Below are 22,412 nucleotides of genomic sequence, written 5' to 3'. Positions count from 1 at the left end.
CTTTTAATTAGGATGAGAACATTCTTCGGAATTCTTCTGGGGAATACAAAAACGTTTTTTTGAACACCTTGTTGAAATATTTAATATCTTTATAGCCTGACTGCCTAGCAATCTCCTGCACCTTCAGGTCCGAGTTCAGCAGTAAGCCGCGCGCCTTTTGCATTCGCATTTTGACAAGGTAATCGGTAAACGATACGCCGACGTTATTTTTGAATAAAATGCTGAAGTACGACGGGTTGTAGAAAAATCGTGTCGCAACCATCTCAAGTCCCAAGTCCTCATGCAGGTTATCCTCGACAAACTCGCGGCATTTCTGCATAATCAGGTCGCTGCGCGAGGATTTGTCCTTTTTCATCTGCTTAATCATATCTGCAAGCAGCTGTGCCGCGATTTCTTTCATAGACTTGAAGGACTTCGCTTCCAACAGCTCCTGGTCGATTCGTCCCGCAAGCAATCGGTATCCTTCCTCGTCTATGACCAGCTGAGCTCGCTTCAGACAGGTCGAAAGCAGCTGAGCTGCGCTGCATTGCAGCCGGAATGGGGCTGGATATCCCGCAGCCAACCGATCAAGCAGCGATACTAAGGTCGAGACCGCGAGCTCTGTTTGAATCTCTGCAACTGCACGCTCCATATCGTCAATGTCCTTGGCGGCAAGCGGTGAGCTATGCTCTTTGCCTTGAAGGCTTCGCAGCTCATTCGCCGAGAGCCACATGCCTTCAGGAAAGTAATACAAATACTGCAGTGCATGCTTAGCGCCGTCACAGCAGAGACGCATATCGGCTTCAATGCTCTCCGTTTCTTGTCCAATACCGACGCTGATTGACCTCCCATACAGCATTTCCAGTTGGTTTAACGCTTTACGCAGCTGCTCCAAGCATGCCGTTCCCGTCGTCTCCGGCTTCCATGCAGCCATAATATAAAGGCGGTCCTTCTCATGCTCCGGCGCGACAATGACCGCGTCCGCACAGCTCGAAAAGGCTTGCGTTACCGCTCGTTTTAGGATGCTTTTCCATTCGGAATCATTTTGCGGACGGCCATCGGATTTGGATTCAAGGATCAGTACTGTTCCCTGGCCGCTTAGCGCACAATGGCTTCGCAATTCGCTGCGTTCGGCTGTGTGGAGTTCCTCCGTCAGGCATTTGTACAGCAAATGCTCGAGATAGACAGGCTTTGTATGTGCAAGCTGATCACTCAGCCTCTTCTTCTCTAATTGAAGCGCGCTCTCCTGCAGAAGCTGCTGCTCCAGCTCGCATATAATCGGCTCCAGCTGCTCGGTTATGACCGGCTTGACCAAATAGTCTTTTGCACCTAGCCGCAGTGCCTGCTGTGCATAATCAAACTCATGGTATACGCTTACAAAAACAACCTTCGGCATATCCGAGCCTTGATTGTTTAACGCTTTCAAAAAATCGATGCCATTCACCAGCGGCATCTGAATGTCCGTGAATACGATATCCAGTACGCGCGTTTCAGCTAGCTCCAAAGCCTCTTTTCCATTCTTCGCCTCATGGACCTTATAATCCGGACGAAGGGAACGTACCATTGCCGCTAAGCCACGTCGCTGCTTGGGCTCGTCATCCACCACTAGAATTTCCATTCGATTCGAAATCATAATCACATCCCACTAGCGGTATGGTTAAACGATTGTCTACCTTTATTGTAGCGCCTACTCGCGCAATTGGGAATGAAGCTGAAGGAGAAAATAGTTGGATTAGGGGAATCCTATTAGATCATTTTTGCATACATAAAGATGATGATATACAAACTAATTGTAAGTAGCTTGACATTAGGTATCCTGACCGCTATCATATTTGTCGTACAAGCAATTGGAGAATAAAACCAACGCTTACACATTGTATCGCATCATCCTGCATAATTCTAAGAGCTGGTTGACCATTCTAATGCTTGAAAGACTATTTAGAAGCAAACTACTTTAGAGGAGGCAATAACAATGTCAAAGCTAAATATCGGTATTATCTTGGGAAGCACCCGTCAGGGTCGCTTAAGCCCGCAAGTCGGCGAATGGGTGAAGAGCGTTGCTGACAAGCGCGATGATGCCAATTATGAGATCGTGGATATTGCGGACTACAAGCTTCCTTTGCTCGGCGAGGAAGATGCGACTGTACAGGCAACCGCATGGAATACCAAGCTGGCAAGCTTGGACGGCTTCGTATTCATCGTGCAGGAATATAACCACAGCATCTCAGGCGCCTTGAAGAACGCACTTGATTATGCGCGTGATGCTTGGAACAATAAAGCAGCTGGCATCGTCAGCTACGGTTCGGTCGGAGGCGCTCGCGCCGCTGAGCATCTCAGAGGCATACTTGGCGAATTGTCTGTCGCAGACGTTCGCGTGCATCCTGCTCTTTCGCTGTTTACAGATTTCGAGAACGGCTCCGTGTTCAAGCCTGCTGACCTCCACCTTACAAATGTCAATGGCATGCTCGACCAAGTACTTGCTTGGAGCGGCGCGCTAAAAACGCTGCGTTCATAATGAAAACCTCGGCTCTCCATAAAGAGCCGAGGTTTTTTTAATTACGCATCCTTCATTCTTACGTTTCAATTAAACATCCTTTTATTCTTACGCTATTCTTAAATAAGCTTTTATTCTTACCCTTTGCTTAAACATCCTTTTATTCTTACGCTTTGCTTATACAACCTTTCATTCATACAACTGCTTAATCTGTCTTGCAAATGCTAATCCTCCATCATTTCGACCGATTTCCCGGTTTCCGCCGATTCGTAAATCGCTTCCAGTATCCGAGTGACCATATACGCTTGCTTCGGCATAACAACGGGATCGGTATCCAGCATGATCGCATCAATCCATTGCCCGATTTCACGGTCTGCGATCGTCTCTTCCTCCGGCGAAATATATGCGATGCCTGCTGCGGTTTGCAGCTTCGTTTCAACTAAATTGCCGAACATTTCACCATTGAACACGAGCTCATCGGTATTCGTCAGCGCATTTCTGCGCATCTCTGCTCCGCCTCGGGTACCGGACAACGTCGTCATGGCTTCACGCTCATCAAGCGTATTCAGTGCCCAAGCCGCTTCCAGATAGATTGTCGCGCCGTTCTTCATCTTAATGAAAGCAAAAGCCGATTCCTCCACGTTGAAATCCTCAGGCTCCCAAGGACCAAACGGATTCGCCTCGTTCTGTTCCCTTAATTTATTGTGGGTTACTCCGGTTACCGATTCAACCTCATAGTTGTCCATTAACCACAGTGTCAAATCCAGCGCATGGGTTCCGATATCGATGAGCGGACCTCCGCCCTGCAAATTCTTGTCCATGAAAACGCCCCAGGTAGGAACGCCGCGGCGGCGCACTGCATGGGCTTTGGCCACGTAAATCTCACCCAAATCTCCCCTTACGCAAGCGTCCTTTAACAAGAGGGAGTCTTTTCTGAAACGGTTCTGATAGGCAATCGTCAGTTTTTTGCCGGTGCGCTCCGCTGCATCCAGCATTCTTTTCGCTTCATGCGCATTAATCGCCATCGGCTTCTCACACATCACATGTTTGCCGGCTTCAAGCGCGGCAACCGCCATTGGTGCATGATGCACGTTAGGCGTGCAAATATGGATGACATCGATGTTGGCATCCTTGACCATATCCAAATAATCCGTATATAAGGCAGCCTGCGGCGCATACTCGTCCGCAGCTTTGCGAATCGTCTCCTCATGCCTGCCACAGAACGCGACCAGCTCTACTTTGTCGCTGAGCTTTGCCAGGGCGGGGAGATGCTTCTCAAGCGCGATGGCTCCGCAGCCAATGATTCCTACTCTTAGTTTGCCCATATCCATATGAGCACCTCCTTTTTTGCTAAACACTTCGTTTTCACGCGACCGAATCATTCTGATCCCATTGCGCTATACTGTATTTAACCGATTTAGAGGCTGCGTAAACTTTAATAGCGATCGTCCTCTCTATTTGCCAGCATGCGATAGCGCGATGTTCAGTTGTTTCTCTATGGTAGCCAACGCTTCCGGCACAGAAATCTTCCCTGAAGAAATATCAGACATGTAGGCAGGCGTTATTTCGTCCATCATGGTTATTAACGGAGCCGGCAGATCTCTCAGTTGGTTGATTAGTTTGTTGTTTATCCGCTGTAACTGATAGAAGGCGGCTATCTTCTGATCCTCCATGTCCGAATTAGATCTCGATGGAAGCTCCGTTAAATTAATTTGCGGCAGCAATTTTGCGTAATTTTTCCCCGCGACATAGCTGACAAACTCCCAAGCGTTATTAGCATCAGGAGCATTTGCTGAAATGGAAATAATATCGTTCATTTCAATCCCGTTGCCCATATCCGGATTTTCGGCGCTTGTGGGAAAAGAGACAACGCCCCACTCGAATGTTTCATCGGCATCTTTATTTTTTTCTAAAATTTTGTACAGGTTGAAGCCGTCAATTGCAAGCGCAATATTGCCATTCAAAAAGGGATACGACTCTTGCTCCATCGTTTTAATATCCCTTGTCTCTTTTTTAATGCTTTCATTAGGATCGTAGCAAACGCTATTCTTAAAACATAGGGCTACATGTTGAAACACGTTGTGCCAGGATGGCGTGTCCAATGTGAATTTTCCATCGTTAATCATTGACAACCCGCTGCCCTCGCCAATTGTCAGCCCCATCATAAAAGGCGAATATAGGTTTTTATAATACAACCCGAATTGTCGATTCTCTTTGTCTTTCAAACTAGGGAATTGCTGCGCTATTTCAAACATCTCGTCCCAAGTAATGAGCCCTGCCGGATAGGCTAAACCGTATTGATCGAATAGCTTTTTGTTATAAAATAAAGCGTTACTGTTGAAAGTAGGTGCCAGACCGTGCAATGCCCCTTGCTCATTCCTCAAATAATCGATGACTGCCGGCGAATACGCCTCAATATCGAATTTGTCCTTTTTAATAAAATCTTCTAACGAAACCAGCTTTCCTTTCTCTACGAGTACGGAAAAGGAATCCATCATATTTACGACAATATCGGGATTCTCCTTGTCGATCAGCTCTTCGATGGTCGTTGTTATGTTCGTCCCAGCCTCTAGACTATCCATAATCGACACCACGTTAAGCGTATAGTTCGGATGAGTGGCCAAGAAAAAATTACCGTATAGCTGATTGAATTGCTGCGCATTAAACGCCAGCACCTTTAAGGTTTTGCTTTCCGGCTCCTCAGGTTGGCGCGATTGGCAGCCCGCCATAATGAAAACGAAGATGAGCAGCAAATAGTATTTCTTCATCCTACAATTCCCCTTGCTCTATTTAGTGGTTATTTCAAACAACAGATACAAATTATACCACGTATAATGTTGTATCTATCACCCTTTTTTTGTATTAGTAAGCTGCTTCATTAACCTTTTAATCAGACATTATTTTCATATGCGCAATTCTGATTTGCCACACAAACAAAAAGCCTGCCCAGCCGAATGAAATCGGCTGGGCAGGCTTGCTGTTTCTGACAAGATCGTCACTCAAGTCATCATCTCTCATTCTCATTACACTCGTTTACGCCATTATGCAAAAAAATAGTCAGCTCGCGTGTTGACTATCCTATTCGCTGATTAGCGCTGTTCCTTGGGGAACGCTGCAAACCATCCATTAAAGCTTTGTCAGCCTATATTCCGTCTCTCCAATCAGAATTGCGCTGTCGCCAGGAATTTCGACCTGTTTGCCAAGCTGTATGACCACCCGGCTTTCATAATTTGCGAAAAGCGTGTCCGCTGTGCTGCTCGGCGAAGGCTGCGGACTCGTGTCCGTGGCGCTATCCGTTGTTTCGCCAGCATCCGCTTGGTTGCCTGTAGCCGAAGAGCCATCCGTAATAGGCGTTTCCGAAGGCGTTGCCGCTGGGGAAATCGGAGCGTCTGTCTCAACAAGATCAGATCCATTAGATTCATTGGATCCATCTGATCCAGTCGTTTCTTCCGTACCGTCTGGATTAACCGTATTCAAGGCTGCATCAGATGTGTCCGCGCAATCTGCAAGCAGCTCCAGCTCCTTATACTCAACCGCCTCTGCGCTTGGCGCCTGTATCTTTAACGTGTTTGGCGCAAATGCGGCGCATGCTGCACCGTCCTTGAACAAAAATACGAGCGAGGTGGACGCCTCTTCCCCCTCGGCCGCCTCACTATGCTCCGCATATACAAGCGTGTCCGGCTCGTCGGAGCCCGCTTCAGCCGTTGGCGTCGCTCCAGGCAGTATGGCTTCTTCGTTTTTCGAATCACCCTTATCGGATAACGAAAACATAATGCCTGCGGTCACCAGAACAATGCCGATTGCAGCGAGTGAAGTAATCAGTGTCCCTTTGCGGTTCTGCCTGAAAAGCTTGGCAAGCGGAGATGCGAGCTCCCGCTCCGCCTGTTTGTATACTGCTTTTAATGCAGGGCCAGCCTTTTCGAAATAAAGCTTCCGATACGTGCGTTTTTTGAACGCATTCCGATCATGCTTTTTGAAGTACCCGACAACTGCCGCTGCATAGGCCGGCACAAAGCCCCTTGCCTTAATGAAGTCAGGCTCCTTCTCCGTCCATTGGAAAAAACGGTAAATCAACTCTTTGCTATGAGCGTGCTGCTGCCAGTAATCAATCAGTCCCGCATAATCGACCGCTTCCAAATCCGAGCTGCTCAGAAAGGCCAGTGTTAGCCTTGGAGCTTCCTTCAGCTCCAGCTGATCGGACAGCATCCGGCGGCCAGCCTGCTGCACACGGCTCACCTCCGACGGCGCCAATCGGCCGAAAAGGTCAGCGGTTGGCTCGGGCAGCATCAACCAGTCATAAAGGGCAAGCAGCGTTTGAGCTGACGATTTCTGCCTTGGATCACTTAGCTCGTTCTCCCACTGCTTAAGCTGATCCTTATGACTAAGGAAAGTCGCCTGTCCGAGCTGATCCTTGGTCAGCTTCTCCAAATTCAGCTCCGACAGCATGCCGCGATATACGGCTAGCTCAAGCAGCTCATACAAGTCAGCTGCGGGATAAGCAGGCGGCTGCTTTCTTGACTGCGTGCGCGCCTCCCCAGCCAGCTTGCTCAATTGCGTCAATACTTTGCTGCTCGTCGTAATCGAATACCGCTCGCGTTCAAGCTTTGAAGCGAGCTGCTGGCGGGCAAGTTCTTGAAACGATTCATAACCGAACAATGCCGGATGAATGCTCCCCAGGCTTTCAATTTGCTCCAGCACGCTCTTTGCACCAGTCAAAGCGCCGAGCTTCTTCTCGATATAAGGCAGCAACAAACGGTCAGCCAGTCTTCTATCGAACAAAAGCTTGGCGAAAAACGCTTGGCTTAAAGCCAGGTTGCTTTCGACGGCTGCATAGATGGAATCAATTGTCTCCTGCCCGTTTCGCTTTCCCGCATCATTAAGCGCATGGACAAAATAAGTTACGAGCTTGCTTTCGATATTCGGACGGTCAATCACATAATAATCCTTAAACGCCTCAACGATAAATGCTTCTGGTACGAAGCCTTGCCTGATCCTGTCAAATTCATAATCAAAACGCGATAGCATCACATCATTCAGGCGGAGCTTGGTATCAAGCGCTCCTGCCGGCCGCAAATAATCGAGCAGCACGCGAAGCACCATCGGTTTATGCGCTTCATACAACGCTTCGTTGCCTTCCTCGATCTGATACAGTACGCTAAGCTCATGATAGCTCGCAGCTGCAAGGCGACGAGCCGGATCCATGCCAGCGAGCATCGACTCCGCGAATTGAAAGAAACGGTCGGCATGCTCGGGATTGTCCAAATGGTTCCAGGCAAAATCCAGAAACGGATGCTCCACGCCGTCCAGCTCGACATTCGATATACGCCCGCTTACGAAATCGAACGCATAATCCTTCTCAATGCTTCGATCTCCCGGGCGCAGACTTCCTTGCTCCACAAACGTAAGGTGGATCGATTTACGGCTCTGGGGCTCCTTGGCGTAGGTTATGAAGCCGAGCTGATTACGATAAGCATACGGCAAGCTTGCATAAAGAACATGCAGCAGCTGCAAGGCCTTTTCAGGCAGCTGCGCAATCGGAACGTCAAGTGAAACGTACATTTTCTTTTTGCCGCTGACTGCTGACATCACCGCGTAAAGCAGCTGCTTAAACGGCTTTTCCCCCATGTTCAGCAGCGACAGCAGCGAGCGATTCGACGGTTTGACGGCAGAGGCTGCTTGGACCGGAAGACTGCTGAGTTCGGGAAGCTCCATGCCATTATCGATTTGATAACTACTCGTGAACGCGGCTTTCAGCCAGCTTTTATAATCATCAGCGGATTCACGAACCGTCTCGTGCGGAATCAAATAGTTATGCGTAAAGAAAGCGCTGCGGAGTCCGGTGAAATCCGCTGCTTGATAGATGCTGCGTCCGAGCAGCACATCGCCATTCTCCAGATGAAGCAAATGCATGGTCTCGGGATACAGCGCTTCGTCTTTCTCGCCGCGAGCAGCCAGCTCGGTCGGCGCATCGTACACGCAATAAGGATGGAGCATTTTTTTAATGAAAGAAGGGTCTAAGCCGCTTGATTTGGCAATCGTATCGTACCCTTCCGTGGATCTGAAAATACCGCGTCTCTCCCGTGCGTACATCTGCTGCTGGATCATCCTGCGGGGCATGGAATCGCGCACTATTCTCTTCTCCCTTCAATGAAATTCAGCTTGTAAAGCAGCCAGATGAAGGGCTCGTCCACGCGGATCGGACTAACGACGGTTTGCAGCTTCTGGTCAACGGGATTGCTGCCGAGAGCCGAAACCGCATAATAAGCCGTTTCCTTGAAATAGACATCCATTGTGCCTTTGAAGGGCCGATCGACCTTCTCTATAAAACGGCGGATTTCCCCATCGATATTTTCGAATTCCGTCAGATTGAAATAATCACGGTGGACCATATTATTAAAAATATTGCTGTTGGATTTAATATATTCGCCATCCTCATCCTTTAGGGAATGAAGCATATCGCTTTTAGTTAGCACCACGGCTGTCGGAATATCCGTTTTGTTATTGTCCTGGTACGCAATAAAGTCACCGAACATCGTCAGCACGACGTCGCGGGGCTCATCATATTGGGAAACCCACTCGCCCGGCTTGTCGCCTAGCTTGATTCGGATTTTTTCCCGAATGGAACGGATTTGGAGCGGATCAACCATTAACAGAATGCCTGCCGAGTTTTTAATATGCTGGCCATGCAGGCCAAGATAATCCTGTTCCACCATACCCTCGCCCGCCACATCGAAAAAAACAAGCGTAAGCGGAGGCTTGGACTCATCCTTAAAGACGAATTGGAAAATAAACGGCTCCTGCATCTTTTCTTTCTGCGTAGACGCCAGCAGATCGCCGCGCTCGAACAGCGGCTCCTCGTAATTGGTGCGGAACTTGCGGCTGATCTCCGCATTCAGCGGCATGCATGCCGCATTGAAGTGGTCGGCTGTCGTGTTCTGAAGCGTATGGATCAATGCGGTCATATAAACCGATTTGCCGACTTGGGATGCGCCAATAATCGATATGATGTTGCTTGGCACCTTGCCTGCCGTTACCGGAATCTCATTATGGCATTTCGGGCAGAGCCTTCTTCGCGTCAGCTCTCCGTAACGGTCATTGATCCCGATAAGTACATGATCCGAATATACCCGGTGCTCCTCGGGCACGTCATTCGGATAAAGAACCGCCTCCATGTCGTGCACGGAATCGAGGCCGAAGCGCTCGCGGTATTTGTTCAGCTCCTCGTCCTCGCCTAGCGCGTAATCCTCATCATCCTCACGGGAGTGGGCAGCGCGGAATACGACCTCGTCCGGCGTAAATTTACTAAAGCAGTAAGGGCAGACAATATCGTAATACAACGGCCGCTGCTTCGCTTCCGGCTTTTTTTTGAATAGATCGAACAAACCCACGCAATCTACCTCCTTTATACTGAAATCAATTCATATAATTGTCCGTATGTCTTGCCGTCCGTGAAAAACAGCCGAACGTAATCCTCTTTCCCAATTTCTATAGCAGGCAGCATGTTTTTACCCGCGTCAAAAGGAGCTACGAATGGGTATGCCATGCCATCTTCCTTATTGGCGGGATAGCCGCCTTGTTTCTTAACGTAGCACAGGACATCCTTCGCGATCGGCACTTCAGCCGTCACTTGGATTTGTACCGTTTTGAACTTGCGGAACAATCCGCTTTTACTCATGACCGAATAATGGATTTTGGCTCTGCCGGCACTGATCTCAATCCGATTCTCGCGGTTGGCCTGCTGAATAAGCAGGGGACCGCCGTCCCCCTCTTGATAGGCATACACCGTAAACGCTACTATTCCGATTCCTTCAATCCGGGTTTGATAGCCGTTATTCGCTTTATACTCCGCCCTCGTGTAAAGCTTGGGCTCGCCTTTGTTTCCGAAACCGTCCGCTGATTGGCCGGCAGCCATTCTCTCAATATATACGGCATCTATGCCACTTGGCCAAATCCAGCGCAGCGTGCAGTGATCCTCCTCCAAGGAGCGAGTCAAGCCGGTGATGGCTGGAGAACCGTCCTCTGCATCGACAAACCGCATCTATATCCGCCTCCCGCTTCTATTTAAATCCATGGCTGCGGCTATCTTTCTCCCGCTGGCCTATACCCGCAGAAGCAGTTTGATTTAGACTGCCCGTTCTTCCGCCTCCGCGCGGCTTTGATGCGTTGTTATCCCTTATAGGTACGACTAGCGTGAACAGTCCGATGATTGCTGCGAGCACAAGTACGGCTATCAATCGAGACATAGCATCTGTCAATAAATGGCCGGACAAGCCTGTATCCAGAATGATACCGGCAAGCAAGCCGCCAACGATGCCTCCGCTGCCAAAGCTTAACGCCAAATACCGGTTGTCGAACAACAGCCCTAAAGCTACTCCGATGGCTGCACCTATGATCACCAGTGACAAGATTCGAAGGATCGTATAATACATGCTCTCGGCCGCATCTCCGGTCCGCTCTGTCAGGAGCGTCCGCTTGTCGAGCTTATCGTAAATATTCTGAAAAACGAGCGATATCCCATTCGCTTCCGAAACGTCATAGTAGCTGCCGCCCGTCGCGGCAGCCAATTGCTGGAGCAGCTCAGCCCCTCCGCTATTCATTACGCTAAGGCCAACTGTATTCACGGCAATTTGCTTCTCTTGAAATGCCGCAATCTGCTCGTCGAGGCTGGACTCGCTGAACCCGTCTGACAGCAGGATGACCATCGTGCCGCGTCCCGGGTTCTCTTTGCTTGTGATCGTCTTCATGGATTCCGCTAATGCAAGGCTGAAGTCCGTTCCGCCATTCGTCGGCTCAAGTGTATCAATAGCCGCGTTGACAATGTTTTTCTCGGCTTCGCTTCCTACCTTGACGAACGGCTGCAGCAGTTCCGCCGCATCATTAAACACGACGACTGCTACCCGGTTATCGCTCTCCATGTTGCTGATCAGTTGCTTCGCAGCTATGTAACGCTCATTATCCGGGTCTGTCTCGGACATGCTGCCCGAATTATCGATCGCAAGCACGATGTCCTTCACGGGCTTCGCGCCGCCGAACTGCAGGCCGTAAATCAGCTGAACCAGCCCTCCCACGACGAACAGCAAAGCCAGCGTAGACGGAATTAGCAGCTTCCAGGATAAATCGGTGTAGCGCTGCCGCCATGAAGCCCCGTTCAAACGCGGAGCTATTAATTCCGCGATTAAACATGACAATCCGATGCATAGAGCAATGATGCCGAAATAAAGGCCAACAACGACGAAGCGCGGCCATCCTTCCGACAGCTTGCCCAGCGTGAATTCTCCGATTGCAAATCCGGCTGCCCCTCCGACTAAACTAAGCATGAGGAGCAGCACATTCATTTTCCGTTGCATAATTGACAGCATCCTTTCCGCTTGCTAGTGGAGCGCTGCGAATAGCCATATAAACCGTTCAACGCAGCTCTGGCAGAAGCGCGTGGTCGATCGCATGGAATTCATACCCGCTCTGCTGGTAGGTTTCATAATAAACCTTGCCGTTTCTGTAATACATCAAATCCTCCAAGTGAAAGCCGCCCATCAGATTCAATTTCTCCACGCCGCTGCTGAGCTTCTCATGCACGCTGCCAAGCTTGTAGATGCGAGTGGTTTCGTCAACCCCAATCGCATAGCGGATAAAGTCGCTTTCTTGATCTCCGAACACGTATTTCTCTTCGTAGCGGTGCTCGTGCGTATAGTCGAGAAGCCGGATATGGATAGCCGCCTGCTCCTCCAGCGTTCGGTACAGCTGATGAAACAGCTCATCTTTGGACAAAGCTTTGCGATTGCTGTAGGCTACGGAAACGTTGGCCCGCAGCAGAAGCTCCTGCTCGAAGCTCTGATGGAACGGCTCCGCGCGCAATACGTACTTGCGGCATACTTCGATTAACCGCTCCAAGAGAGCTTGCTCCCCTTGATCGAGAAGCCCCCACACATTGCCGAGAAACCTCTCTTCGAATAGGAACGAAGCGCCGCGTTTTTCTTCCGTCTCGAGCATAACGCCATGGGTGACCCGCTCATAATATTCAAATACATTTTGACCAATGTAATCATCGGCTGAACGGATGCTCTGCAGCGCCGCCTCCTTAAGCTCTGAAGCCAGCCCGTTCATTTGCAGCACACGCAGTCGATAGGATTCATGGAGCAGCTCAAGCTCAGCGACAAGTCTTCGGTGCAAAGCAAGCTCTGTCTCCAAGCGGAACAGCTGCCATTGCTGTCGGTAGACCGTGTCGAAAAACGCACGGATAAAAGCACGGAGATTTTGCTTATCCATAAACGGCAGCCGCTGAAATTTCAAATCCTCGACACGCATGTTACGGAAGCGCGCAAGCTCCTCGCCGGCTAATGCAATTTCTCTCGCCAAATCTCTCATTCGCAGGCGGACCATATGCAGCACGCTGCCTTCTTTATGCTCATCAGTCCAATCAGACACCTGATAGAAGGTAACTAGCGGCTGTTCGTTCAAATGACGTGCGACTGTACGGCGTATTTCATCCGTCGCGTTAATCTCGCTAAGCCGCAAATCGGTTGGTTCCACGAAATGCTTCTGAAAAAAGGCCTCGCTGCTATCGCCGAATAGAACGCCCTCAGCCTCGCTGAGCGACATGCGGCGAAGCTGCTCATAGCGAACGCCGCTCGTCAATAGTCCCGTCATGTCTATGAGCCTATCTTCTCCAGGCACCAGCTCCGCGATCCTTGCCTCCATTGCGGCATTGTCGAGACCGAAATACGCCAGCTTCGCTTTACTGTCAAGCTCGGGCTCGCGCTGGAGGCGTTCAGTCATATGCTCGAACAAGTGATAGAGCACGGTCAACGCAATGGAATAAGAAGGACGCATCGCTTTGGCTAACCCGGCTGAGACGAAGCCCTGCCTGCCGGATTCGGCAACCAGGCTGTTTCTGAACGATGAATTGTTATAGCTTCCGTCATTCGCATGTAGCGAACCTTCCTTTCGTTTCCTGTTCTTCAGCAGCAATATGCGGCAAATCATTTCATAGTTGTCCTGCATGCCATTCGGCGTAGTCATTCCCCGTTCGTTGCGGTCCGAAAGCAAATATACCAGATCAAATAAAGGAGCCTGCTTGTGCATTACTGGAATGGCAAGCCCATCGCCGGTAACCTGCAGCTTAGCAGAATACGAATAATCCGGCTGCTGCATGCCATCAAGCTCACGTAGGAAGCTGATTCCAGCCGCGCCTGCGTAGCCGAAAGTCTCCGACTGGTCACTCTCTTTGATCAAAGCGTATAAATCCATTTGCACCGATTTGAACATCTGTTGGAATATTGATTGCGCTAGCAGCGAAATTTCCGGAATAAGCACATTCATCGGATCGTCAGCTTGCGTGATGACCGCAAGGTGCAGGCGATCGAACGACGCGTACAGTCGACCATAATCCGCAATGGTATCGCTAACCTGCCGCAATGTTTGGTTGAGTATGCTCAAGAGGCTGTCTTGCTTATGGAATGCAACGCTTATATCCTTGCGAATGGACCGCTTATCGCTGTCGCCTGGCACAAGCCCATGCAGTGCTGAAACCCAAACTTTTGATAAGGGACGATCTTGCGTCCCTATCCGGTTAGACTCTATCGAAGAAGCTGGCTTCGATGATATATGCAAGTAGATAACACCCGCATTGTTGTCCCATTTCTGCTCATTGGAGCGCATCATCGGTTCTATCGCATGTCCAGCTTCATCCCCTACGAATAGAAAAACGGTTGGATAGTGAATACTGCTCTGATCATCCTCAAGCCCTTTTAATTGATGCTCCGAGACCGAATAATCGGTCGCGAAGCGATTCAGCAATTCTCTCATCTCTATTTCAACTTTCTGCGGATTTCATTTAGTTTGGAAGTCATTTCTTTATAGAACCTATGCAGCTCTTCACCGTTTGCAAGCTCCAGCTTCTCGTATTCAAGACGCTCGCGCGCATCAAGGAATTGACCAAACAGCTCCTCAAGCTTATGAAGCAACAGCTTCGTGTCCTCTGTTGCCGTAAGTTCTGTTACTCTTCGGGACGCTTTGCGCATCAACGTGCTGCGGCTTTTCTCGTCCAAGCGCCGGAAGCTCTCGAATACCTCATGCTCCACATAGCTGCTGCTTTTCATGAGATTGGCGAATGGCGTCCATGCCTCTTCTTCCGGATCACGGTCGTACACGTAAAGCGCGCCTTTCTTTGCGATCGTATCCGTGTAAAGCGCCTCAATAAATTGGTCAAACCATTTCTCTTCGCCTTGATGCAGAAGCAATAGCTGCTCAAGCTCGCCTGCTTTAGCTGCAATCTGCTCGTATTTGGCTAATTCGTCGCGAACCCGCATCAGCTGCTCCGGTGATCGAATCAAGTTTTCTTGGGCAAGCTCTGCGGAGAAGCTTCCGAAAATATCCTTGGTCGATTCCGTCTCCAGCCCTTCTGCCAGCAGACGCTTCAATTCAATCAACGCCCGTTTCACCTCGCCTAAATTAGGCTTCGCCGCATCCAGCTGCATATTGAAAGACTTTAGATGCTCGGAGAGCTGGAATGGTTTCGTGAACCGAACCGAATAACGATTGCTCGTATTGTGGTCGACACCCTTCTCGGCAATGATTTGATAGCTCTCCGCTTTCGCAAACTCGGCACGGACTCTAGCATTATAGCTTTGTACCCGTGTGTTCACATACGTATCTCCCCATGACTTCTCGGGAATTGGCGATGGCAAATACGTCCAGTTGTTGCGGTCAGTCTGCACCAGATGGCGGCCGATGCCTTCCTTATCCAGAATCGTGCGCTCATAGCTTTCCTCATATACCTTAAGCGGCGTATACACGAACAATGGCACGCCATTCCTCGTATTCAGCCAGAATATCCGGTTTTTCACTTCGCTTTCCTTGATCGTGAAATGTGATTTTCCGATCGAGTTGTTCTGGTAGTTCCGAATGCCGCGCAGTATGCTCGGTGCTTGTACGGGAACCGAAACGAAGCCCCATGACGGTACATGCAAATTGCCGGAGCTGTTGCTTAGATGAAAGACGGGCACAGCCTCTTCATCCAGCTTGCTTGCGATATGGCGCTCAACGAATTTTTCGATCGATTCATCGTGCCCGTACTTCATGACAAGAAACTCTTCCATTGATTTCATAATGAGATCGCCGAATTTATCAGTCAAAAACTCCGAGATCGAGCTGACGATATCAATTTCCTGCTCCTTCACCCAAAGGTTGGAATGGTCGAGCAGCTCCTGCGTGAAATCGCGGATGAGATCGTCGCCGTCTTTCTTGTCCATCATGCGGCTGATTACATCGGATATATCGGGCACGCCGACAATGTTCCAATAGTACGTTTTGTTTCCCTTATGATCCGCTTGCTCATCGCCTTTCATAAGAAGATCGCCGTTTTTCGCAAAAATGGCATTAAGCGTATTTAAAATTTCGGTAAATACGTTGTAGATCCGATTGTTCTCGTTGTTCAGCAGCTGATGAAGATCCTCGTAAAATTCGATTAATTGCTCCATGCGCTCAACGTCGGCATGCAGCCAATACTCATTGATTTTTGCTTCGATATAGTTGTTTTTCTTTTTATCCTTCGACACGAATGCGCTTTTGGCATCGCCCATGCGCTCATCGGCCTGCTCCCTTGCCGCCTCGATTTCACGCGGAAGCCTAAGCAAGCCCTCGCGAAGCGTCTCGATATAAGAAAGCAGCATTTTCAACAAGCAGAATCCTTTCTCGGTGTAGAGCAGACGCGACACATAGAAAGGGCCCTGCTCCGGATGCAGGAAGGTACGCCTGATTTGGTCGGTAAATTGCCCAACGATTTCGCCGGGCAGCTGTTTCTTGGCCTTAATGTATTCCTCACGGGCTCTTGCAAGGAAGTTTTGCTCCAGCTCGGTGTCCATGTTGACCGCTTGCAGCTTAATCACGTTACTGTAATTCAGCCGTTCGCTGTTCTCGAAGCCCGGAAGCGGCTCTGGCACGCGCGAATCGAATGTTTTCATCATCGTTTCGAGGTCGATGCCCAGCTTGCGCGCAAACTTCTCGACATCATCCTGGCTCGGCGCCTTCTCGAACATCTTATCCATTTTATTGAATAGGCGATATGCCAAATATGTGGTCATTTCCTCGATCGGCAATACGGCCGAGGAAGCCCCGATAATATTGTAATCGTAGTTGGCCGGGTACATCTTGTTCATTTGCGCGATGTTCGTCCGGATATTGCTGATATAGTCATGGATGGCGAATTCTTCGCCCGACTGCTTTTCTTCGCTTGAGATGAAGTTCGTAATATTCTCTGCCGTTACGTTCATGCAATAATCGTATGCATTCTCAAGTAGCTTGCCCTCCGCGTTCGTCGCAGAGATCAGATGGCATAGATTAAACGGCGGAAGCGGCGAATTAACAGATAGGATACTGCCGTACTGCTGCTTGAACCGCTCGCCTCGACCGTCTACGTTCATCCAATAGTCGAGCTCTTTCAATGCGGCGTAGCCATTCTTTTTGATATACTCGCGCGTATGGTCACTCAAACTTTTGTTCGCCAGATTGATATCCGGCGTGAACAGGTATCCCAGCGTATTTACGCGGTCAATGCCCGCGGAGCCGTGGTCGCGCTCGATGATCCCTCTTACGATATACGAAATATCGAGGAAGCAACCGCTGCCCGTGCCTCCGGATAATCCAGTCAACAGAAATACCATCAGCTTTTTGTTCGTGCCGACAGACAGCGTTTTAATTTTCTTGTCGATGCTCTGCACGACTTGGTTAATCTTTGTGAACAGCAGCAGGCGCCCAGCCTGGCGCACGCCTGCAGCACCGTTCATCCCGTCCGTAATGCTCAGCTCAGGGGACAGCCAATCGGTAATGTACGGCTCCAGGATGCTGCGGTTTTGCAGAAGTCCGCCAACCTCGGCATTGGATAAAAGCACGAATTCATTAATCGGGTCGAGTCCGATCCCCTTGTATTTTTTATTGCGGTCTTGTTCATTCGTTTCAAAAGCAAGAAATTCCACGTTATCCGGCTTATCGCGTTTACGCTTGGAGATCGGATCCTCCGGCAGCTTGAACCGGCGGTTAATCTGGTATTTCAGGCGCAGGAGCGCATCGATTCCGGTACCCCCAAGTCCAATAATCAGAATCGGGTTGTCGATGGTGTCAACCCGGATTTTCTCGCTGACAATGCCTCCGCCAAGCGATACGTCAAGCTGCTGTATATGTTCTCTTACGATCGGTTTCATGTTTATTTCCCTCCAGGGCTCTATTTATACCAAATATTCAATGAATATCGTCTTGTCTACTTGCTTCAGCGACACCGTGATGCTGTCTCCGCTTTTCATTTCAAATTCACGGGATGCATCGATGGTTCGCCCTGCTTTCTCGATCGTGCATAAGGAGGCGTTTTGCAAAACAATACGATCATTGCTGCCTGGCTTGAAAAGCACCTTCTCCGTTTCCTTAAGCTCGGGAGCGAGCTGCAGCAATTGATGAAGCAGCAGCTTGCCTTTGAAGGCGGACAGCTTCTTGTACTGCGGCGACGTTTTGTCACCGGTGTTCTCGTCCCTAATTTCTATAATAAGCTGGCCAACGAAGCCTCGGTTCGCCTTTTTCAGGAGACGCAGGATAAAAAATGCTGCCGCGAGTACAGCTGCGAGACCTATTACTCCCAGAATGACAGGTACGACCGGGAACGGCTTCTTTTCTTCAACCGCAGGCTGATTCGGTGTTGCCTGACCTGATCCTGCCCGCTTGGCCGTAATCGCGAGCGCCTCGGTTTCACGGAAAAAGCTCTCTTCTTCCGCTTTCACTTTGATTTCATAGTCGTGCTCGTCCTCAATCTTATACGTTCCTTCGAAATGGTCGCCTCCATTGTCCATAGGCACTTCCTTCGTCGTACCCGTATCCAAATCCTTAACGAGCAAAACCGCGCTCATGTTGCTGTACTGCTCCTCATCCTTCAACTTTTGTCCGCCGCTGATCAAATAGGAACGGACTGTAACGGCATCCCCCTTTGAATAGGAGGTTTGAGCGAGGGGATCTATCGCCAAACCCAGATCGTAGTTGAAAATAAGATTGATATCGATTTTATCGCGATTCACGCCTTTTACTTGCAGCGTCCAATCGCCTTCGACTGGTGTAAGCAGCTTAATCAATGAATAGCTCTTCGACTTCGACAGCAGAATATCATCCGAAGGAATGGCGACGCTATTGCCCGATGGGTCGATTAGCTTCGCTTCCACGGGCTTGGATGACATAATTGAAATATTCGCCTCCAGCACGTTTGCGTTGGGAACGGAGATTTTCACGTTTTGGTAGTTGCCGTCCGCCGTAAAAGAATCCACAGGAACGACGTTCAAATCGAGATGGCTGGCAAATATCTCGCTCAATATTTGCGGCAGATCATCCGCCGAGTCCGTGGAGAACGACTTGCCCCCGGTCAAGTCCGAAAGCTCAGCGAGCGCCTCCTTATTCAGCTTCCCATCCGCATTCAGACCAATCGTGTAAATCGGCACGCCGCTGTCGTTCGCTTCTTGAATGGCCTTGTCCATGTCTGCATCAGACTGTGCTTGCGTTCTGCCGGATGCATCATCGAAATCGTTGTTTCCATCCGCCAGCAGAATAATCATGGGCTCATGCGCAGGATCAGCGCCATCCTCCAATATTTGCACGGCTTCCTTAACCCCAACGGAAACGTCGGTGTAAGCGCCGCGGTTCAATTGGTCAATGAAGCCTTTCAGATTCGTTTTATCCGCAGCAGATTCAATCTCCAGCAGTGCTTTTTCGCGCTGAATCTCATCCGTGTAAGCAACGATTCCGACCTGATCTCCCTTGGTCGACAGCATATCGATGAACATCTTCATCGCCTCGTTGCCGATTTTCCCCGGATCGCTCTTGCTCATGGAGTTGCTCACATCAAGTACCAAAACCGCGTCAATTCGCGATGTTCCCTGCGCTGCATGCGCGATAGAGAGACTGCTGATTGAAAGCAAGCATATTGCGGAAGCCAATATAAGTTGTCGTGTAGCTCGTTTAAGTCTATTCATGTTTGTACTCCTTTGTTGTGGGACGAACGGACCCGATCTGCTAGTCCTATAGTCGCTGTTAGTCATGGCTCCCAGTAAGGTGGTATACTACTAAGTAAGTATACCTGATAGATTTCCATAAATCACTTTTACTGTAAGAGAGGGACCATACATGGTTACATACGTCTGCCTAGGATTATTGTTTCTTTTTGTCAGCATCAATGTCATTCGATACCGTTCCAAACAAAAACAGGCCCCATCTCCGGAACAGCTCAGCAAGCTGGTCTTATCTATTCTAAAAAGCAGTGGGCAGCGTGACCGCGAATGATAAAAAAACAGCCGGTGCTCCTTGCTCCTTATATTAAAACACGCTTTCCTTACGATAAGCTTAAAATTTGCCGCAGCTGCAATCACTTTACTGTTCTTGGCGAAGAAAAATGTCCGATATGCGGCAAATCGGCATTGCAGCAGGTGGAGAAACGAGCTGCTTCCAAGCTGCGTCGTTCACTGTGGGGATCACGAACGATCGTATTGCTGCTACTAGCATTCGGCCTCATCATGAGCCAGTCAACGATGCAAACGATATGGCTCGCTCTAGGAGGCACGTCGCTACTCGCTCTATTATGGACGATGCAGAGACGGTCGACCCCTGCACTTTTGCAAATAGAATTAGATAAATTATTTCGCAAGGAGGCTTACTCTCTCATAACGGGCCTTGCCCATGACCGTGAAATGGCCATTAGCGTATTTCATGGCGGTAACAAAACGCTCGCTTATGAGATGCTCCGGGAGATCGGCGCTCTCGTTCATACAGACCAGCTTCGCATCGAACAAATCTTGCTGCTCCAATCCTTTGTGCTCCGCAAGGACATGGACTTAATGCTGGATCCATTGCTCATGGACCAATTCGATCCCGATCTCGTCGAATATATTGGCGAGCTTGCCAAAATCAGACGCGACCTGCTGAAGGAAAACACATTCCGGTACGTTTTGCTCCACGAGTCTCATATTCTAAAAATGGAGCATGGCGAGAGCATCCTCGTGAACGTCACAAGTGCTGCAGTCCGGTTGAAGAGATATATGGTACTCTATCCCTATTTGATTGTTCGATATGCGCGCAAGCTGCCCAAAGACCGCTTCCTGCGGCTGTATCGAATGGTGCAGAGCAATGCCCAAACCAGCAATGGCCCGTTATATGAAGAGGTCATGGCTATTTATAACGAGAAGTACAAATTTGACGAGGATTTCCAGCTCGGCAAACGGAATCGCGACTAAACAGAACGCTCGAATCGATTTGAGCCATAATAAGTGATGGGAATAAGCGTAAACGGCTGAAGCCGTCCTCTGGCGGGTAGCTTACGTTTCGCGGAGAAATATAGAGAAAGTCGGCGAAATCATATGCTTTCCTATATTTCAAAGAAAATGGCTGTACAGGCGATCTAACCTGTGGAGCCATTTTGTGTCTTCGGGTGATTTCTATTAAAAGCAGCACAAGGCTAATGTCGTAGATTAAAAGTCTCGGTAACAAATATCCAATCATAGCACGAGGTTCGTACATATGTTAAATAAAATACGAAAAAGGAGGTACAAATAGCCGCGAGAGAATCAATTCCGCTAGCTATAAGCTTTTCAATTCGTTTAGAAGCTTTGACGCAAATCATGAAAGAAAGGAAAGTGATCGATAGTGAAACGAATAAAAAAGGCTCGGACCAGCACTATTCTTCCAACAGGAAGCGAGTCACTGATGGACATCACCATGTCACCTGTATCGCCCGCATTGCCGGCAATGCCTGCAGCTCCTGCACCGGCGCTTCCTGAAAGCGAACGTCCTTCCTTTTCCCGAATAGGCGTTTTTGGCGGCCTCGACGGAATGATGTCCATGATGGGCAAAGTCCAGCAATTTTTCGGTATTTTCCAGCAAATACGGCCTGCTTTCAAAATGGCAGGCAATCTATTTGGTGCAAAAGCTTTCGTCAAAGGCGTGCCTTCTCCTTCAAAAACGACAAAAAAACAAAAACATAGATCAAGAGCCGTCGCAGCATCCCGCAGTAAGTCAAATCGAAAACGCCGCTAACCATTTAGACTCGCGGACATTCCCAAAACTAAAAAAGCTGCATGCCACCTAGATGGGAGGCATGCAGCTTTGCAGCTTGTATGAAACGTTTAGTTGCCCTTAGCCGAAATTTTCTCTAATGGCTGTGCATTCCCGTATACGGGGCGCTTGCGGTCAACCGGCTTTGCCCACTTCACGGCATTGACGATGACGCGCTGAATGTCTTTATTATAGTAGGTAGGATACGTTTCGTGGCCTGGCCGGAAATAAAACACTTTGCCATTCCCGCGAGTGAACGTACAACCGCTGCGGAATATTTCGCCGCCTTCGAACCAGCTCGTAAAGATAAGCTCATCCGGCGCCGGAATATCGAAATGCTCGCCGTACATTTCTTCCTTCTCCAGCTCGATGTACTCACCGATGCCTTCCGCGATTGGATGGCTCGGCGCCACAACCCACAGGCGCTCTTTCTCGTCCGCTTCGCGCCATTTCAAATCACAGCTCGTGCCCATCAGCAATTTGAAAATTTTCGAGAAATGACCCGAATGAAGAACGATCAAGCCCATGCCGTCAAGCACGCGCTGTCTTACTTTTTCAACCACTTCGTCCGCAACGTCTCCGTGTGCAAGATGCCCCCACCAGATCAATACGTCCGTGTCGTTCAAAACATCATCCGTCAGGCCGTGCTCCGGCTCATCCAGCGTTGCCGTCCCGGCAACAAAGCCCGCTTCTGTTAAAAAACCTGCAATGGCGCCATGTATGCCAATAGGATATAATTCACCGACTAGCGGATTTTGTTTCTCGTGGCGATTCTCATTCCATACCGTTACCTTTGCCATTCTGTTAGCGCTCCTTATTAGCTCGATTAGTTAGTCTCAGTATAGGAAATCCGCCTCTTCAGAGAAAGGCT

General features: G+C 49.4%; 16 protein-coding genes. 3 read left to right on the top strand and 13 right to left on the bottom strand.

From position 1 onward, the window contains the following. Nucleotides 1–7 precede the first annotated feature (7 nt). A complete protein-coding gene (locus FHS16_RS23760) occupies nucleotides 8–1,612 on the bottom strand; it encodes a response regulator transcription factor (protein ID WP_183568832.1) in 1,605 nt (534 codons plus the stop codon). A 339-nt stretch (nucleotides 1,613–1,951) separates the two neighbouring features. On the opposite strand from FHS16_RS23760, the gene FHS16_RS23755 reads away from it, so the two are divergent. Then, nucleotides 1,952–2,494: an NADPH-dependent FMN reductase gene (locus tag FHS16_RS23755; RefSeq protein WP_183568829.1), complete on the top strand. Its 543-nt coding sequence runs from the start codon at nucleotides 1,952–1,954 to the stop codon at nucleotides 2,492–2,494. Between the two features lie 203 nt (nucleotides 2,495–2,697). On the opposite strand, the gene FHS16_RS23750 is transcribed toward FHS16_RS23755, so the two are convergent. The 10 genes from FHS16_RS23750 to FHS16_RS23710 all read right to left on the bottom strand — a co-directional run bounded on the left by FHS16_RS23750 (nucleotide 2,698) and on the right by FHS16_RS23710 (nucleotide 19,470). Beyond that, nucleotides 2,698–3,804, bottom strand: a complete 1,107-nt coding sequence (locus tag FHS16_RS23750; RefSeq protein WP_376769698.1) for a Gfo/Idh/MocA family protein — start codon at nucleotides 3,802–3,804, stop codon at nucleotides 2,698–2,700. Nucleotides 3,805–3,927: 123 nt separating this feature from the next. Further along, nucleotides 3,928–5,241: an ABC transporter substrate-binding protein gene (locus FHS16_RS23745; protein WP_183568826.1), complete on the bottom strand. Its 1,314-nt coding sequence runs from the start codon at nucleotides 5,239–5,241 to the stop codon at nucleotides 3,928–3,930. 118 nt (nucleotides 5,242–5,359) lie between these two features. Beyond that, nucleotides 5,360–5,491, bottom strand: coding sequence for a hypothetical protein (locus FHS16_RS32305; protein ID WP_281379174.1), 132 nt, complete (start codon nucleotides 5,489–5,491; stop codon nucleotides 5,360–5,362). 108 nt (nucleotides 5,492–5,599) lie between these two features. After that, nucleotides 5,600–8,602: a GAP1-N2 domain-containing protein gene (locus tag FHS16_RS23740; RefSeq protein ID WP_183568823.1), complete on the bottom strand. Its 3,003-nt coding sequence runs from the start codon at nucleotides 8,600–8,602 to the stop codon at nucleotides 5,600–5,602. Continuing rightward, entirely contained in the window at nucleotides 8,602–9,861 is a 1,260-nt protein-coding gene (locus tag FHS16_RS23735; protein WP_183568820.1) for a TRAFAC clade GTPase domain-containing protein, read from the bottom strand. The genes FHS16_RS23740 and FHS16_RS23735 overlap by 1 nt, the downstream gene beginning before the upstream one ends. Nucleotides 9,862–9,875: 14 nt before the next feature. Next, nucleotides 9,876–10,511 (bottom strand): beta-mannanase, encoded by a 636-nt coding sequence (locus tag FHS16_RS23730; RefSeq protein ID WP_183568817.1) that lies wholly within the window; start codon nucleotides 10,509–10,511, stop codon nucleotides 9,876–9,878. Between the two features lie 19 nt (nucleotides 10,512–10,530). Further along, on the bottom strand, nucleotides 10,531–11,820 hold the full coding sequence (locus FHS16_RS23725; protein ID WP_183568814.1) for a vWA domain-containing protein: 1,290 nt from the start codon (nucleotides 11,818–11,820) through the stop codon (nucleotides 10,531–10,533). A 58-nt stretch (nucleotides 11,821–11,878) separates the two neighbouring features. Continuing rightward, nucleotides 11,879–14,275, bottom strand: coding sequence for a transcription initiation factor TFIID (locus FHS16_RS23720; RefSeq protein WP_183568811.1), 2,397 nt, complete (start codon nucleotides 14,273–14,275; stop codon nucleotides 11,879–11,881). A gap of 2 nt (nucleotides 14,276–14,277) precedes the next feature. After that, nucleotides 14,278–17,667 carry a tubulin-like doman-containing protein gene (locus tag FHS16_RS23715; RefSeq protein WP_183568808.1) on the bottom strand — a complete coding sequence of 1,130 codons (3,390 nt, stop codon included), beginning with the start codon at nucleotides 17,665–17,667 and terminating at the stop codon, nucleotides 14,278–14,280. A gap of 24 nt (nucleotides 17,668–17,691) precedes the next feature. Next, nucleotides 17,692–19,470, bottom strand: a complete 1,779-nt coding sequence (locus tag FHS16_RS23710; protein ID WP_183568805.1) for a vWA domain-containing protein — start codon at nucleotides 19,468–19,470, stop codon at nucleotides 17,692–17,694. A 151-nt stretch (nucleotides 19,471–19,621) separates the two neighbouring features. On the opposite strand from FHS16_RS23710, the gene FHS16_RS23705 reads away from it, so the two are divergent. Next, a complete protein-coding gene (locus FHS16_RS23705; protein WP_183568802.1) occupies nucleotides 19,622–19,777 on the top strand; it encodes a hypothetical protein in 156 nt (51 codons plus the stop codon). Continuing rightward, the gene (locus FHS16_RS23700) at nucleotides 19,774–20,724 is read left to right on the top strand and encodes a toprim domain-containing protein (protein WP_183568799.1); all 951 of its coding nucleotides are present in this window, start codon (nucleotides 19,774–19,776) and stop codon (nucleotides 20,722–20,724) included. Before FHS16_RS23705 ends, FHS16_RS23700 begins: the two co-directional genes overlap by 4 nt. 363 nt (nucleotides 20,725–21,087) lie before the next feature. Here FHS16_RS23700 and FHS16_RS23695 read toward each other — a convergent pair whose 3' ends face one another. Both FHS16_RS23695 and FHS16_RS23690 read right to left on the bottom strand, forming a co-directional pair. Continuing rightward, the gene (locus FHS16_RS23695) at nucleotides 21,088–21,426 is read right to left on the bottom strand and encodes a hypothetical protein (protein ID WP_183568796.1); all 339 of its coding nucleotides are present in this window, start codon (nucleotides 21,424–21,426) and stop codon (nucleotides 21,088–21,090) included. 186 nt (nucleotides 21,427–21,612) lie between these two features. Next, nucleotides 21,613–22,341, bottom strand: coding sequence for a ThuA domain-containing protein (locus tag FHS16_RS23690; RefSeq protein ID WP_183568793.1), 729 nt, complete (start codon nucleotides 22,339–22,341; stop codon nucleotides 21,613–21,615). Between the last annotated feature and the right edge of the window lie 71 nt (nucleotides 22,342–22,412).

It is taken from the genome of Paenibacillus endophyticus, assembly GCF_014192395.1.
In the GTDB taxonomy this organism is placed as follows: domain Bacteria; phylum Bacillota; class Bacilli; order Paenibacillales; family Paenibacillaceae; genus Pristimantibacillus; species Pristimantibacillus endophyticus.
This window is presented reverse-complemented; position numbering and strand designations above follow the sequence as displayed.